Source organism: Xenorhabdus vietnamensis, assembly GCF_002127535.1.
In the GTDB taxonomy this organism is placed as follows: Bacteria; Pseudomonadota; Gammaproteobacteria; order Enterobacterales; family Enterobacteriaceae; genus Xenorhabdus; species Xenorhabdus vietnamensis.
In genome coordinates this window covers 76,303-90,996 of record NZ_MUBJ01000009.1, presented here as the reverse complement: position 1 = coordinate 90,996, position 14,694 = coordinate 76,303, and the positions used below count along the sequence as shown (strand labels likewise).

Annotated in this window: 11 protein-coding genes and 2 pseudogenes; 7 read left to right on the top strand and 6 right to left on the bottom strand. The window is 37.6% G+C overall.

Translation table 11 applies throughout. From position 1 onward, the window contains the following. Window positions 1–363: 363 nt before the first annotated feature. From Xvie_RS09995 to Xvie_RS09980, 4 genes are all read left to right on the top strand, one after another. Window positions 364–1,230, top strand: coding sequence for a DMT family transporter (locus Xvie_RS09995; RefSeq protein WP_086109181.1), 867 nt, complete (start codon window positions 364–366; stop codon window positions 1,228–1,230). A 335-nt stretch (window positions 1,231–1,565) separates the two neighbouring features. Then, window positions 1,566–2,657 (top strand): amidinotransferase, encoded by a 1,092-nt coding sequence (locus Xvie_RS09990; RefSeq protein ID WP_086109180.1) that lies wholly within the window; start codon window positions 1,566–1,568, stop codon window positions 2,655–2,657. Window positions 2,658–2,848: 191 nt separating this feature from the next. Continuing rightward, window positions 2,849–3,796, top strand: a complete 948-nt coding sequence (locus Xvie_RS09985; RefSeq protein WP_086109179.1) for a fatty acid desaturase family protein — start codon at window positions 2,849–2,851, stop codon at window positions 3,794–3,796. Between the two features lie 2 nt (window positions 3,797–3,798). After that, complete coding sequence (locus Xvie_RS09980; RefSeq protein ID WP_244175566.1) at window positions 3,799–4,665, top strand: 2OG-Fe(II)-dependent halogenase WelO5 family protein; 867 nt, start codon at window positions 3,799–3,801, stop codon at window positions 4,663–4,665. Window positions 4,666–5,322: 657 nt separating this feature from the next. On the opposite strand, the gene Xvie_RS09975 is transcribed toward Xvie_RS09980, so the two are convergent. After that, the gene (locus Xvie_RS09975) at window positions 5,323–5,742 is read right to left on the bottom strand and encodes a hypothetical protein (RefSeq protein ID WP_086109178.1); all 420 of its coding nucleotides are present in this window, start codon (window positions 5,740–5,742) and stop codon (window positions 5,323–5,325) included. 748 nt (window positions 5,743–6,490) lie between these two features. Here Xvie_RS09975 and Xvie_RS09970 point away from each other — a divergent pair. Together Xvie_RS09970 and fghA are read left to right on the top strand one after the other, a co-directional pair. Further along, window positions 6,491–7,600 carry an S-(hydroxymethyl)glutathione dehydrogenase/class III alcohol dehydrogenase gene (locus tag Xvie_RS09970; protein WP_086109177.1) on the top strand — a complete coding sequence of 370 codons (1,110 nt, stop codon included), beginning with the start codon at window positions 6,491–6,493 and terminating at the stop codon, window positions 7,598–7,600. Window positions 7,601–7,718: 118 nt separating this feature from the next. Then, window positions 7,719–8,573 carry an S-formylglutathione hydrolase gene (fghA, locus tag Xvie_RS09965; protein WP_086109176.1) on the top strand — a complete coding sequence of 285 codons (855 nt, stop codon included), beginning with the start codon at window positions 7,719–7,721 and terminating at the stop codon, window positions 8,571–8,573. A 68-nt stretch (window positions 8,574–8,641) separates the two neighbouring features. Here fghA and Xvie_RS09960 read toward each other — a convergent pair whose 3' ends face one another. Beyond that, the gene (locus Xvie_RS09960) at window positions 8,642–9,946 is read right to left on the bottom strand and encodes an MFS transporter (protein ID WP_244175565.1); all 1,305 of its coding nucleotides are present in this window, start codon (window positions 9,944–9,946) and stop codon (window positions 8,642–8,644) included. Between the two features lie 256 nt (window positions 9,947–10,202). On the opposite strand from Xvie_RS09960, the gene Xvie_RS09955 reads away from it, so the two are divergent. Further along, window positions 10,203–10,316, top strand: coding sequence for an IS1096 element passenger TnpR family protein (locus tag Xvie_RS09955; RefSeq protein WP_279625678.1), 114 nt, complete (start codon window positions 10,203–10,205; stop codon window positions 10,314–10,316). Between the two features lie 365 nt (window positions 10,317–10,681). On the opposite strand, the pseudogene Xvie_RS23130 reads toward Xvie_RS09955, so the two are convergent. The 4 genes and pseudogenes from Xvie_RS23130 to Xvie_RS09935 form a co-directional block, all read right to left on the bottom strand. Continuing rightward, a pseudogene (locus Xvie_RS23130) lies at window positions 10,682–10,765 on the bottom strand (hypothetical protein); the annotation flags it as partial. Between the two features lie 111 nt (window positions 10,766–10,876). Further along, window positions 10,877–12,445, bottom strand: a complete 1,569-nt coding sequence (locus tag Xvie_RS09950) for an MFS transporter (RefSeq protein ID WP_086109174.1) — start codon at window positions 12,443–12,445, stop codon at window positions 10,877–10,879. Between the two features lie 443 nt (window positions 12,446–12,888). Then, window positions 12,889–13,527: pseudogene (locus Xvie_RS09940) on the bottom strand (recombinase family protein). A gap of 497 nt (window positions 13,528–14,024) precedes the next feature. After that, window positions 14,025–14,282, bottom strand: a complete 258-nt coding sequence (locus Xvie_RS09935) for a DUF3969 family protein (protein WP_086109172.1) — start codon at window positions 14,280–14,282, stop codon at window positions 14,025–14,027. Window positions 14,283–14,694: the final 412 nt, after the last annotated feature.

Here is a 14,694-nt window from a genome sequence, read left to right as displayed (position 1 = left end):
TTCGGCTTCTGTATTTTCAGGTTATTTTCTGCTGAGAATATGTGCACACTTGCGCTTTATCGGCCCAATACCGGGAATGGTGGATAATCGTTGACAGGCATCGTTTTCTTTGACATACCTGTCAATCATTGCGTCAAGCTCACCGATCCACACCTCATCTCTCAATTTCAGCACGGTGCCGAGGGTTACGGGTTTGGGATGCGTTCATCAAGATGAAAATAGCCCGCTCGACAGTCTATAAAGTCATTGATGAAACAAAAAAATCTTTAACGTGAGTTTTCGTTTCACTGAGCTTCAATCCCCTAATAGTAGATTTTTTTACAATAACAATTTGTATTTATTCCAATAAACAGGAAAATTTATATGAACACAAAAACACTTTGGAGTAACTATGGGTCAATTTTTCTTTTTGTTTTATTGTGGAGTAGTGGCGCTATATTTTCCCGTTGGGGATTAAATCATAGTTCTTCATTTGCTATTTTAACTGTACGTTTTTCTATTGCTTTTTTATTTTTATTGTTACTCTGCATATCAAAAAAACGTTATCTTCCTGCACCAGGAAGCGCCAAAAAAGTGGCTGGAGTAGGTTTATTAATCATCGGTGGGTATTCTATTTTTTATTTTCTCGCATTAGAACATGGAATCACCCCTGGAGTTTTAGCAACAATAATGGGGATACAACCAATTATCACACTTTGGTTTATGGAAAGACATTTTTCTATCCGTCGTCTTATAGGATTACTAATATCTTTGATTGGACTAATACTTGTTGTATTTCAAGGAATAATAAGCGCTAGATTCTCTCTATCGGGAACTTTTTTTGCTTTATCTGCACTAACTTGCATGAGTATAGGTGCTATATTTCAGAAACAAATCCAACAACCGCCATCTGAAGTTTTACCATTACAATATGGTATTAGTCTATTTATGTGTTTATTGTTTGTGCCTTTTAAACCTTTTCATATTGAACCTACGATAGGCTTCATCATCCCTGTATTATGGCTTGGTTTAGTTATTTCTGTTGCCGCCCAATTATTACTTTATCGGTTGATTATGACTGGTAATTTAGTCAATGTGACTAGTTTGTTTTATCTTGTTCCAGGTGTAACTGCAATAATGGATTATTTGTTTTTGGGTAATAAATTATCTAATTTAAGCATTATTGGTATGATTGCAATAATATTTGGCCTAGTTATTATTTTTCATGTGAAAGAAAAAAAACATTTGTAATTACTTACCAAGTTAATTAAATTATATTAACAAAAAAAGTATCTGGCAGGATAAAACATTAGCGTCTCATCCTGCTACTCCTTTTTTATATCACAGTCATCCACCTATTCTATTAATTTATTTCATAAGATTATAATGATGTAACTTGCTCGTATTCCGTATACTTTCACCCAAGTGAAACCTCGCTAATCATAACATTATAAAAATTATTCTTTCAAAATTTCAAATACTATTAAAAAATGATTGTTAATAGGGATTGTTAATATTTTTTTAAATTATATTATTTTTTTATTAAATAAATGTTTAATTTTTGCTTTAATAAATAAGGTTATAATATGAAAGATATGCATTATTCAGAATTACCTAAATCTCCAGTAAGTTCATTTGCTGAGTGGGATCCACTTGAAGAGGTTATCGTAGGTATTGTTAATGGCGCCAGATTTCCTTCATGGCATATGGCACTAGAACCTGTTTTACCTGCTAATCAAGTCGTTAATTTCCAGAGAAATTCCGGGCGTTCTTTCCCTAAGGAACTTATAGAATTAGCTTCTAAAGAATTGGAGGAATTCGTCCATATACTTGAAAGTGAAGGGGTTAAAGTTCGTCGTCCTGATATACAAGATCAATCAGCGGTTTTTGGGGCACCGGGATGGACCAGTACTGGTTTATATTGCGCTATGCCCAGAGATGTACTTTTGGTAATTGGTGATAATATAATTGAATGCCCATTAGCGTGGAGATCTCGCTATTTTGAAACTTCTGCTTATAAAACTTTATTAAAAGAATATTTTAAGTCTGGCGCTAAGTGGAATGCTGCACCAAAACCACAATTAACGGATGAGCTATATAATTTAAATTGGGAGAAAGAGAGTAATATGCAAGGAAAGGTTTCTCTTGCTGTTACTGAATTTGAACCAACTTTTGATGCTGCAGATTTCTATCGTTGTGGTAGAGATATTATTGCTCAAAAAAGCCATGTAACAAATGATTTTGGTATTGAATGGCTAAGACGGCATATTGGAAATGAATATAGAATACATGTATTTGAATTTGACGATCCAAATCCAATGCATATTGACGCAACATTTGTACCTATGGCACCAGGCAAGTTACTAGTTAACCCTAAAAAAGTATCAAAAATTCCTGACTTATTCAAAGGGTGGGATGTTTTTCATGCACCAAATCCAATTATACCTGATGATCATCCTCTGTATATGACTAGCAAATGGATTAATATGAATATTCTGATGTTGGATGAAAATAGAGTTATTGTCGAAAAACAAGATGAACCAATGATAGCAGCAATGAAGCGCTGGGGATTTACACCAATACCATGTAATTTTAGACATTTTAATAGTTTTGGTGGTTCTTTCCACTGCGCAACTCTAGATGTAAGGCGTCGAGGCAGTCTACAATCATATTTTTAAACATTAGAATTTAACCAATTTTATTTTAAAATAGAGAATTTAATTTATAAAATTTAGTAGATCACTCCTACTTTATTTCAATCATGATAAGTTGCGAAAATGATCTACTTATTTCTAATGATTAGTATATTTATTTAATCTGAAAGATAAAGTAGATTTTTAATGCACCATATTAATGTAAAAGGATGAGCATGAAAATTTGGAAATCTTCTAAAAAAGATGCTATATTATTTCTATTAAGCATATTGAATGTGATAATAAATATCACATTGGCATTTAATTGGAATGAATTATCTATTTACAGCTGGATAGTTAATGTTATTATAGTGTCATTAATTACTACTTACAATATCATTGTTATTTCTCATTTCTTTACTCATAATCCATGGTTTGTATCATCTGTAATGAATAATTTTGTCTCTATATTGAATTCAATTAATATAGGGCAATCTATTCAGGCTTATCATTTAACACATGTTAGGAATCATCATAAATATCACAATGATAATGGAAATCCTATAAAAGATTTATCATCAACTTTTTTAAATGGTAAAAAAAATGAACATAACACACTATGGAAATATGCCATTATTGGAGGCATAGGAACTTTATTAAATATAATTCCGCATATATTATGGTCTTTATTTTCATGGGGATATAAGTTAAGTAAATATGACAGTAATTTTGAGAATTTAATTTCAAAAGACAAACTTAAGAACAGAAAAGAAATTACTCAACTTCGATTAGATAGACTTGCAATATTTATTGGTTTTCTTTTTTTATTTAGTGTGTCTTGGGAATGGACATTGCTTTGCTATTTACCTTCCATTTTATTTTCTTTTATTCTAGTAAACATACAAAACTATTATGAACATTATGGAGCTAATCCAGAAAATAAATTTTCAAACTCCGTTAGTTATTATGGAAAATTATATAATTTACTAGCATTTAATGATGGATATCATCAGGAACATCATATATCAGGCGGTACTCATTGGAGCCAATTACCTAAATTACGAGAGAGATATTATGATAAGTTTAAAGAGCAAGATAGAATAATTAGTCCAGTACCCGCAATTTTAGGTTTTCTACATATAAAAAGAAAATTACTGCATAAAAATTATAAGCATAAGGAATAAACATGATGTACGAAAAATTTTCTTTAACAGGAAATAAATTGGAAAAATCAGAATTTATTATACATGAAACAGAAAATTGTATAGATATAAATGCGGTAGAATCTCTTTTAGAAGGTAATCTTGCAGCGTGTCGTATTCGTAATTTTTTATCAAAAGAAAAACGACAGAAAATCATCGATAATTTTTGGAATTCCTCTGCTAGAAAACCTCGTTTTGGAGAAGGTATTGATGGAGTAGAGGGGTATTTTATTGGGGCATCTCATATAGAAAAAACAACTCTTGAATATTTAGAACAAGTTGAATATTTCCGCTCCGCAATAAATGAATTATTTCGAGATACAATTAATCCCATTGAGTTTTTTGTGGGAAAAGTAATCAATTCTCAATCAGAAAAGTTATTACATATCCGACCAGCAACTCATCTCGGGATTGCAACTGGTAATTCTAAAGCCGTTTACTGGAATAATTCCGGAGAATTTCTCCTATTACCCCATGATGATTTAGCTCAACTTAGCGATCCTCTGCAAAAAGATTTTGAAATTCAATCTATTAATCAAGTAATGGCAGTCAATTTTTATGCGGAAGTTCCGCAAGGTGGAGGGCAACTGAAAGTGTGGAATATAGATCCAGATCCTGCTTCTCGTTCAGCACTTGGACTATCTCATAGCGGCTTCCCATATCCAGAAGATATTCTTAAAGAACATGAAAGTATGATTATTGATATAGTTCCTGGAGATTTAATTTTATTGAATGGGAATTTAATTCATGCTGTTTTAACGGGTAATGCTAACCAATTACAGGAAAAACGACTACTTATTACATGTTTTATGGGACTTAACAAAGAGGATGAACTTATTTGGTGGACATAAATTTTGGATTTTTATTCTTAACTAAAAATCATTCCCTGTAAACGTGGTCAGCAACGTTTTTGGTAGAGTAAGACTGTGAGTATTGATTGAACAATAATAACATCGCCACACTATACGGTTATGGGCTGCGTGGCAAAATCAGCAAACGCGATCGCATGAGGCTCTGTCACATCTTCGCAGTATCGGTGAAAATACGTGTGATGAGAATATTGTGCACTTATCCTCACTGATAGACAGCCATAACAATATGTTAGGACGTTATACGTTAATATTACCGGAAGATATTAGAAAAAGGCAATTGAAACCATTAAATTTTAACTTGAATAATTAATTAGCCTCTTAACGTGGTTTTTTATATCAGTGAACCTCATATCCCATAACCAGTATATGAATAGTTCATAGCTTACTTAAAATATAAGATATTTTTAATATAATCTTATATTATCTGCTAATACATTTAAGCATACACCACATTGGAAATGTATCCATATGAAATAAAATTGACCACTATTATTTTATTAATTAACAGAAATCATCACCCTAAGGATAAGCCCCTACTGATGATTTTCATTTTTGAATAGAAAATATCAATAGAGGCTTAACTCAAATTTAATGCTATACACTATATATGACACACCATCTAAGCATTGAATCTGACTAAACTAGATGACCACACTGAATAACCGCAGAAATGGATGCATATGAATCGATATGTACCGTGCTACCACGTACATTACTCCACTGAGCCTTTATAATAGAAATATTAGATGCAAGAGAACAACTGGTGATCAGTGTAAATGGCATACGCCCATAAGCTTCTGGAGTTTTATTACTATAAGTAAACCCACCGTAAGCCAATTGTTCTCCTTGATCGGTTATAATAATAAAGTTTCCTCCAGGATAATTATTACCTGAAGAATAAGGAGTTGGTATATTTAACGTGATTAATGCTGTTAAACCTGGTGAGTTAGAATACTTTGAAACATCAAGCATCAAACCCGGTATATCAACATAATTTTGACTTGATGTTTTCAGAGGACTGCTATTCGGATTTATTGATGCAAAGACAATTGCCATGATTAATACTCCTAGGTTAGTTATTTTCGTTTTTTATTTAAGTCCCTCTATAATACTTATCCTAGTTTTTAATTTATATAAATCACCACTACAATAATAGATATGTCACTTACATCTAGTCACCTTATCATAATCTTATATCATTTACCCCTTTAAAAATAAAAAAACATTGATATTTATTATCAATGAAATTCATTGCAGGTTATAATGCATTTTCCTGTAATGTGAAAGATGCATGCTATAGAAATTAATCACTTTCCTGAAAAATTTTGCTTATTAACTAAATCCTCCTTAACCTTTAATTTAAGCCAGTTCCTCATGCATTTTAGGAACGAGTTATTTATCATAATTATCTACCAAATAACTATGCTTCTCTAATTAAAATTAAGTGTGCATCAATTCAAATTAACAAGGACAACAAATCCATTACTGTAGATATGATTACATCTCATGAGGCCCTTTCTCGAATAGCAATTGGAGTTACATACTCATTACTTGATGACAATTAGGATACAGCATCACCAAGTTATCGATTTCATCCCCAACACCACCTGTTCGTCAAATGAATAATGTGGTGAACATCCCAATCTTCACTGTTTTTGAATATTTGTCCATAAATCAAAAATCCAACGAAATGATACGGCTAAATAGAAGTGTTAGAATCTTCTGGTGCTGAAGCTGATTGAATGGATAATTTAGCATCCACTTTTTGTATCAACTTATCTTAGTAACAAAAATAAGGGGTTATATGAAATCACGAGCTGCTGTTGCCTTTGGGCCAAACAAACCACTCGAAATTGTCGAAATTGACGTTGCTCCACCAAAAGCAGGTGAAGTAATGATAAAAATCAGCCATACCGGTGTCTGCCATACGGATGCTTTTACCCTTTCAGGCAGTGATCCTGAAGGAATATTCCCTGTTGTTCTCGGGCATGAAGGCGCTGGAATAGTTATCGAGGTTGGTGAAGGTGTCACAAGTGTAAAGCCGGGTGATCATGTCATTCCACTATATACAGCAGAATGTGTTAAATGTGAGTTCTGTCAGTCTGGAAAGACTAACCTTTGTACGGCTGTCCGTGAAACCCAAGGTAAAGGTCTCATGCCAGATGGCACAACACGTTTTTCTTACAATGGGCAACCTATTTATCATTATATGGGATGCTCCACATTCAGTGAATACACTGTCGTTGCTGAGGTATCACTGGCAAAAATAAATCCAGACGCAAACCATGAACATGTTTGTCTGTTAGGCTGTGGCGTCACTACTGGTATCGGTGCTGTACACAACACAGCCAAAGTGCAACCAGGTGATTCTGTAGGTGTTTTCGGGCTTGGTGGGATTGGGCTTGCCGTTATTCAAGGTGCTCGCCAAGCAAAAGCTGGTCGCATTATTGCCATTGATACCAATCCAACTAAATTCGAACTCGCCAAGCAATTTGGTGCTACTGATTGCATCAATCCCAATGACTATGACAAGCCGATTCAACAAGTCATTCTGGATATGACAAAATGGGGCGTTGATCATACTTTCGAATGTATTGGCAATGTCAATGTAATGCGTGCCGCTCTCGAAAGCGCACACCGAGGATGGGGGCAATCCGTGATAATTGGTGTCGCGGGTGCTGGACAAGAAATTTCTACCCGTCCATTCCAACTGGTTACGGGACGTACATGGAAAGGAACCGCTTTCGGTGGAGTAAAAGGACGCAGCCAATTGCCGGGAATGGTAGAAGAAGCTATGAAAGGTGAAATTGAGCTGGCACCTTTCGTTACTCACACGATGCCTCTGGAAAATATTAATGAAGCTTTCGAACTGATGCATGAAGGTAAATCAATCCGAACGGTCATTCACTACTGACTGATTCTTTATTGCAGAAAACAAATTATTGTAGCAAGAAAACCGTGTTGTAAATCAGCACGGTATCTGACAAATAATAAAATAATCGCCATAATAAATGGCCTTAGAGAGGAACGTAATGGAAAGAATCGAACATCACGCCTGCTTTGGTGGATGGCAGAATGTCTATCAACATAAATCAACGGTTCTGAATTGCCAGATGCGTTTTTCAGTTTTCTTACCTCCTCAGATTAAAGAAAAGAGATTGCCTGTTCTTTATTGGCTCTCTGGCCTGACCTGCACAGAGCAAAATTTCATCACAAAATCAGGAATTCAACGTTATGCTGCTGAACAGGGGATCGTCATTATTGCTCCAGACACCAGCCCACGAGGTGATGATGTCTCTGATGATCCAGCTTATGATCTTGGAAAGGGTGCCGGCTTTTATCTCAATGCATCAAAATACCCTTGGGCTTCACATTATCGTATGTATGATTATGTTGTTTCAGAATTACCTGATTTGGTCGAGACACACTTTGAAGTGACTGATATACGAGCAATCAGTGGGCACTCAATGGGAGGCCATGGCGCAATGATCATTGCATTGAAAAATCCGGGCCGTTATTGCAGCATTTCAGCATTCTCACCTATTGTGGCCCCCGGTCAGGTTCCTTGGGGAATAAAAGCATTTTCAGCCTATCTTGGCGAAAACATATCTGATTGGAAGCAATATGACACTGTAGAACTGATCAAAAATGCAAAAGAACAGCTCCCTATTCTGATCGATCAAGGTCTCAATGATGACTTTTTGGATGAACAATTACGCCCTCATTTATTGCAAGGTATTTGCGATGAAGTTGGTTATCCGGTGACTATAAATCTTCGAGAAGGATATGACCATAGCTACTACTTTATCGCCAGCTTTATCGAAGAACATATTGCTCATCATGCCAAAGCAATGCAAAAACGGGCTGAAGAAGTAATTATTAAATGAATTAGTCGTAGTCGTATACCAGTCATCATTGAAAAACAGTCTGGTTACTCGCTGAATTAAACACTCATTTATGAGTTTGGAGATTTATTCATGGTCATCGCGTCGGATTGAATAATATTTTTAGATACTTTCTCAGGCTCATCCAGAAAATGAGTCATCAAGGCGCCGACAAAATAAAGGGCAGCAACGATACAAGTGACCCCACCTGCCCCAAAGCTGTCTATAAATAGACCAACAATGGCTGGGCCGATAACCACAGATAACCCCGTTCCTAAGTTTAGTACGGACATGACGGCCCCTTTGTCTTTTTCTACCATATTAGCGGACATCGCATCCAACGGGATATAGCCGGCGACACCCGCTCCCCAGCAAATCCCACACATGAGTACTATGGTGTAATTTGTGCCAACAAATTGGGGGGCAAAAAACAGAAGCAACGAGGCAACGCCGGTCAGAACGCCGCCACACCAAATAATGGTTCTTTTATACCCTATTCTGTCTCCTACTATACCCCAGACCAAATTAAATAGAATATTACTCGTAAATGCGGTTCCCCAGATGCTTAACCACTGAGTTGTAGTAAAACCCTGAGAAATCATATATACCGGCAAATAAACAGGAAAAGCATACTGAGAAAGTGAATTGATGATGCGGAGAAGGCAAGAAATAAATAATTTAGGGTGATCTTTAAGAATAGTCATGCCTTTTAAAACCTCCCTGATATTTTCAAGCGCATTATGATGACCTTGCGGCTTAATGTTATCGCGATTGAGAACCAGGGCAAAAAAAGCGCCAGCAATAATAAATATCAGTGTCGTCCATAAGGTATGGATATGGCCTAATTTTTCCACCGCCCAACTCGCATAAAAAGTGGCCAATACTTGCATTCCGCCTGAAAAGACGAAATAAAACCATCCATATGCAGTACTGAGTTTTACGACAGGGCTTCGATAGGCAATCCACACTGAAAATGAATAGGCAAATAAAGGATAGCCAAACCCTTTGATAGCCTGTGTCATCAACAAGATAGGATAAGACATTTCTTTTAAGCCCAGGCTGACGAAACCGACTGTACCAACAACACAAAAAATGGTGCCTAATAGCATGGTTCGTTTAGCGCCAAACGTCTCAAAAAATACACCAGCAAACCAAGAAGATATGGCGACAGCTACACCATAGACACTAAATAACACGGAGACATCTTGAATACTTAACCCATTACCCACCAGATAGGGGCTTAGCCAGCCTATTTCAATGCCATTGCCAACCATAAAGGCTAAAATCCCCAAATATCCCCATGATAGGGTGCTGGGTATACCAATCCGCTCTAGAAAACGCGCACTCGCATTCTGCTTCATTTTAATTCCTACCATTAATTATTTTTTAGCATTCAAACTTTCTTAAATACTCAGATTAGTTTTATGTCATTATCATTTAATTTTTTGTAGTCTATTGTGTTATGGAAGTAAATTAAAATTGTTTTAATTTGCTCGTCGCTTTAAATGTTCTATCGCATTAACACAGAGATCTCGATCGAAAGTGTCGAAAGCATAAAAAAGTCTGGGGCACTCTGCTCAATTAGCGATAGAATAAGCAACTAAACATATTTATCAGACATCTCACTATGTCGTGAAAGTCGCCCTTCGGGATATCAGTCCTATGGTCTGGCGTCACTTCAGGCTATCAGGCGAGACTTCTTTAGCGGCTTTTCACTATCTCACTCAGATCGCTCAGGGATGGTAGAATGCTCCATGTAGCCTCCCTCATCAGGTTGTATCGGGAAATGATTTTAATCACAGGAACGATGATGATAAGGGGAGTCGTATCGATAACAAGGGGAGCAGGATAAAAACAGAAGTTGAGTTCAAAAAACTGTTTTTTTTGTCGTCAAGCATCTCTCCCTGCTAATACAAGGGAAGTTAAAAAAACATTTAAAATCATTTTATTACATACTACACGCGCATATGGTAAGAATGATCCAACGGGTGAGATCAGGCAGGCACTATCCACGAAAATCGATGAAACCCAAAACACGATGGAATTCTTTTGATACTCCGATAAGGATTTAACCGAATACCATTGCCCGGCTTAGAACCCCAGTAAGCCGGACCATCAAGCCGATATGTAAAAAACCAACTGATACCGCCCGCCTTAGATGTTTTTGCACTGGGTCCAGCGCCATCAGCAAAAAAGCCTCCGATATGGAGGTACAAAAAGAAAAAATCGGTTCGACTCAGAAAATGACTATTTGCAGCTTACCTTCTTTACAACATTATTTAGCCTGCTCATAACGTTGACTAACATTACTGTTGCTTATCATCATAGATACCAATACGGTGTAAGGTGATAGCAGCCAATATGGCGAGAAGTGCAATACTGAATGCGCTTATCGCAGCTGCGGTATGAAATCCTGTAGTGAACGCTGTTTGGGCCTCGGCCAGTAAGCCAGTAGGCAACTCTGAGGCTATCGAGGAAGCCGACCACAGACTATCGCTGACTATTTCTCGCATATTGCTTGCAAGGTCATCAGGAATCTGATCGATCACAGTATAGCGATAAACTGCACTGGCAATACTGCCAAATACAGCGATACCGAGCGAAATACCAAGATCCTGTACCGTTTCAGTCATCGCTGAAGCCGATCCGGCTTTCTCTGGTGGAGCTGACCCAACCACAAGTTCAGTGCCTAGAGCTGCAATTGTGCCATTTCCGAGATAAGCCAACGCGAGACCAATAACAGCAATCATGACATCGTATGTGCTGTTCCCCAGTTGAGTCAGCATAAGATATCCTACGGCCGATAAACCAAGCGAACCAGCAACTACAAAACCTGGCCGAATATGTCGAGCAACCAGAGGAGATACTACTCCTCCTACGATCATAGCCAATGCAGCTACTCCCATCCATAAACCTGCCATAAAAGGAGAGTACCCAATTACCAATTGTAGGTATTGAGCAATGAGCAACATCGCTCCTCCAACAGCCACTAGTCCAATCAATAACACGAGCAATGCTGCCGAAAAAACTCGGTTGGTAAAGAGTGTCATATCTAGCAAAGGATCAGTGAGCTGGCGTTGTCGTCTTACGAACAAAAAGGCAAAAATCGTTCCCACAGCTATTGAAATAACTGTATCTGGCATGACGCCATGTTTAGCAAACTGCTTAATACCATAAATTATTGGTAGTATAGCGGCGAGTGAAAGCGCGACACTGAACAGATCTAATCTTCCGCTATTTGGTGCTCGATATTCAGGTAACAAAAAAGGCCCTAGAAGAAGTAACAGGCCCACAACAGGAACTGCGATGAGAAAAGCGGCTCCCCACCAAAATTGTTCCAATAATACCCCGCCCATGACTGGCCCCAGTGCATAGCCGACACCAAACATTGTTGCCCATATACCGAATCCAAGGGCGCGCTGGCGCGGATCGGTGAATAAATTACTAATCAGTGCCAGAGTTGAAGGCATCAACGTCGCTCCCGCGATACCAAGTGCTGCACGTGCAGAGATGAGCATAAAAGCGTTGGTGGAAAACGCTGCAACCATAGAAGCAATGGCAAAAGCTGCTGCACCAATCAACAGCAGCTTACGGCGTCCAATACGATCGCCTAGTGTCCCCATTGTGATGAGAAAGCCAGCGATAAGGAAGCCATAAGAGTCCATAATCCAAAGAGCCTGTGTACTTGTCGGCCGCAAATCGATTGCCAGTACTGGAAGAGTTAGGTGTAATAAGGTTAGATCAAGTCCAAGCAAAATAGTCGGGAGAGAAAGAAGAGCGAGTCCTGCCCATTCACGCAAACCAGCCCGCCTTGCATCCTGATATATACATTTTCCCGACGTATTAGAAACACCTGAAAGATTATTATGCTCCATCAAGATACCCCTTGTTTTATTTAATGTTAATTACGAAAGTCCTATATTCGAGGTAATGTCATCTAGTGACAATATAGTTACTTATCCTATTACCATTACCAATGGTATGAAGGATTGAAACCTAAATAATAAGATTATTTAATGTTTTATCACTTTTACAGCAGGCTGTGTATAAATATTTTGAGCCATCATGGCGACAGAACTGAACAAGCTCAGGGTCTGGCTGTTTCCCCCGATTTTTCCAGGCCTGATAACTACTGCGATAATTCCTGCAATGGATAGTATATTTTGTACACCTACAGTGAATTTTATTGTTTCAGCACAAAACAGATTCACTTATCCACAAAAATTGTGGATAAGTTTTCAGAAGACGATTGTACGGAATGTCAGAAGTCGGCTGCACTAAATTGCTTGCGCTGTGTAGCTAAGATACGTGCTTATATTTATTGCTGACTATCTTGCTCAGATTTAGCATTCTTCACGATGCGTATTACTGTTCTTTCTGAAATCCCGCATAGCCTAGCCGTATCACGGATGCTCTGTTTATTCTTAACCCTTAGCTCGATGATCTTCTCGTGCAACAGCAGGTCAGCCTGACGTCCCCGAAATTTACCGGCCGCTTTAGCTTTCGTTATTCCTTCTTCCTGTCGCCGGCGGCGATCCTAATAATCTTTCCATGCAATGGCGGCCAACATATCGAGCATCATCCCATTGATGGCTTTCAGCATAGCGTGTGTGAATTCATTACCAGCGCTTGCCGTAAGTGCCATATGGCTCGTCGGGAGATCAAGGCTGACCACAACGAGATGCTTTTCCTGAATGAGGTGCTTGAGTTTCTGCCAGCCCGCTTCATCCAGACGAGAAAGACGATCGCCCTGTTCAATGAGAATAATGTCACCCGGTGCAGCAGCATCGAGCAATCGTAAAAGTTCTGGCCGTTGCAGTGATGCACCAGATACATTTTCGTGATACCAACTGGCCAGCCGGAATCCTTTCTCTTCAACAAAGGCTTTCATTCTATTTTTTGCCCGGAGCGCATCCTGCTCTTTTGTTGATGCACGGAGATAGCCGTGAATGTACATTTTTAACCCAATCATGACATTTAAGTAATGATCATAATGTACATGACAGATAGGTGATGATCCAAAAGGGAAATGACAGGATTTTAAACTATGACATTGGGGTATACATAAATGTCACGTGCCGTTTGTTAACCATGACATTTTGAATCCAATAGAGGAGATTTGGGTAAGTAGATCTGCCCAGTCACCCAACTCCCCTATAGAAAAAAACTTAGCGTAGAAAAATTCCGTTTTCCAAGCGGACCCGTTGATCAGCAATTTGATGATTTTTGCGAGGGGTTGCTAAACTGGATGAAAGTATCAGATAAAGATAGTTAATCCTTACTGTATATGTCATCTTTAGACATGAGCACTCTTATTAAAATGAGAGTGGTCACATTACATTTACTACCAAACAGAAGGTGATTTATTACCACCAACCAGTTTGATTTCTATTTTATCTAAAACATCTCTTCCATTGTCATCACTATTTTTAATGGCCGATATTGTTTTTTCTATTAACTCATCAATGCTTGCAGTGAACTAGGCGCTATATCAGCTACATCATCAAGTTCACAACCAAGTTCAGCGATTTCAATCAGTTCTTCCGGTGCATTAATTTCTTTTAACAGATCCGGGATATTGGGTTGGAATATATAGCCTTCGGCTTCTGCAATAGAAATGTGTTTTCGATCTATTGATTGCAAGATCCCTAAGATTAAAAAGCTAAAAAATTTAGGGGCGTATTTTTCATCAATACCATAATAGAGTGTCATAATTTACCCTTTTTACTTCAGTGGCTTATAACTTTACGTTAAAAACCTTACCTCTCTCATGTTGGAAAAAATGAATAGATATACGTTAATGGAATTATAAATGTATTTAATGTCACTGGGTTTTACATCAATGTTATCTTCGTTATGAAAGATACTGTCCCACGATATGACTGATACTGTTGGGTTTGAGACGGGGGCTGTATATCCAGAAACGGAAAATGAAATTAACAGAAAACTACATACTACGTTTAATAGATATTTCATGTTTAAATGCCTTTATACGATTAGTCGGACTTAATGAAATATCATAAAATTGAAGGTTGTAAAATGAACAAATTGGGCAGTGGATTTATGAATATGAATAAGCGTTGAGTCTGTGATGACGATAAGTTTAATGATTTAAAGTGTGTTT

Bases quoted from the DNA above. Each gene is read 5' to 3' on its own strand.
- Xvie_RS09995 (WP_086109181.1), top strand. From the start codon at position 364: ATGAACACAAAAACACTTTGGAGTAACTATGGGTCAATTTTTCTTTTT.
- Xvie_RS09990 (WP_086109180.1), top strand. From the start codon at position 1,566: ATGAAAGATATGCATTATTCAGAATTACCTAAATCTCCAGTAAGTTCA.
- Xvie_RS09985 (WP_086109179.1), top strand. From the start codon at position 2,849: ATGAAAATTTGGAAATCTTCTAAAAAAGATGCTATATTATTTCTATTA.
- Xvie_RS09980 (WP_244175566.1), top strand. From the start codon at position 3,799: ATGATGTACGAAAAATTTTCTTTAACAGGAAATAAATTGGAAAAATCA.
- Xvie_RS09975 (WP_086109178.1), bottom strand. From the start codon at position 5,742: ATGGCAATTGTCTTTGCATCAATAAATCCGAATAGCAGTCCTCTGAAA.
- Xvie_RS09970 (WP_086109177.1), top strand. From the start codon at position 6,491: ATGAAATCACGAGCTGCTGTTGCCTTTGGGCCAAACAAACCACTCGAA.
- fghA (WP_086109176.1), top strand. From the start codon at position 7,719: ATGGAAAGAATCGAACATCACGCCTGCTTTGGTGGATGGCAGAATGTC.
- Xvie_RS09960 (WP_244175565.1), bottom strand. From the start codon at position 9,946: ATGGTAGGAATTAAAATGAAGCAGAATGCGAGTGCGCGTTTTCTAGAG.
- Xvie_RS09950 (WP_086109174.1), bottom strand. From the start codon at position 12,445: ATGGAGCATAATAATCTTTCAGGTGTTTCTAATACGTCGGGAAAATGT.
- Xvie_RS09935 (WP_086109172.1), bottom strand. From the start codon at position 14,282: ATGACACTCTATTATGGTATTGATGAAAAATACGCCCCTAAATTTTTT.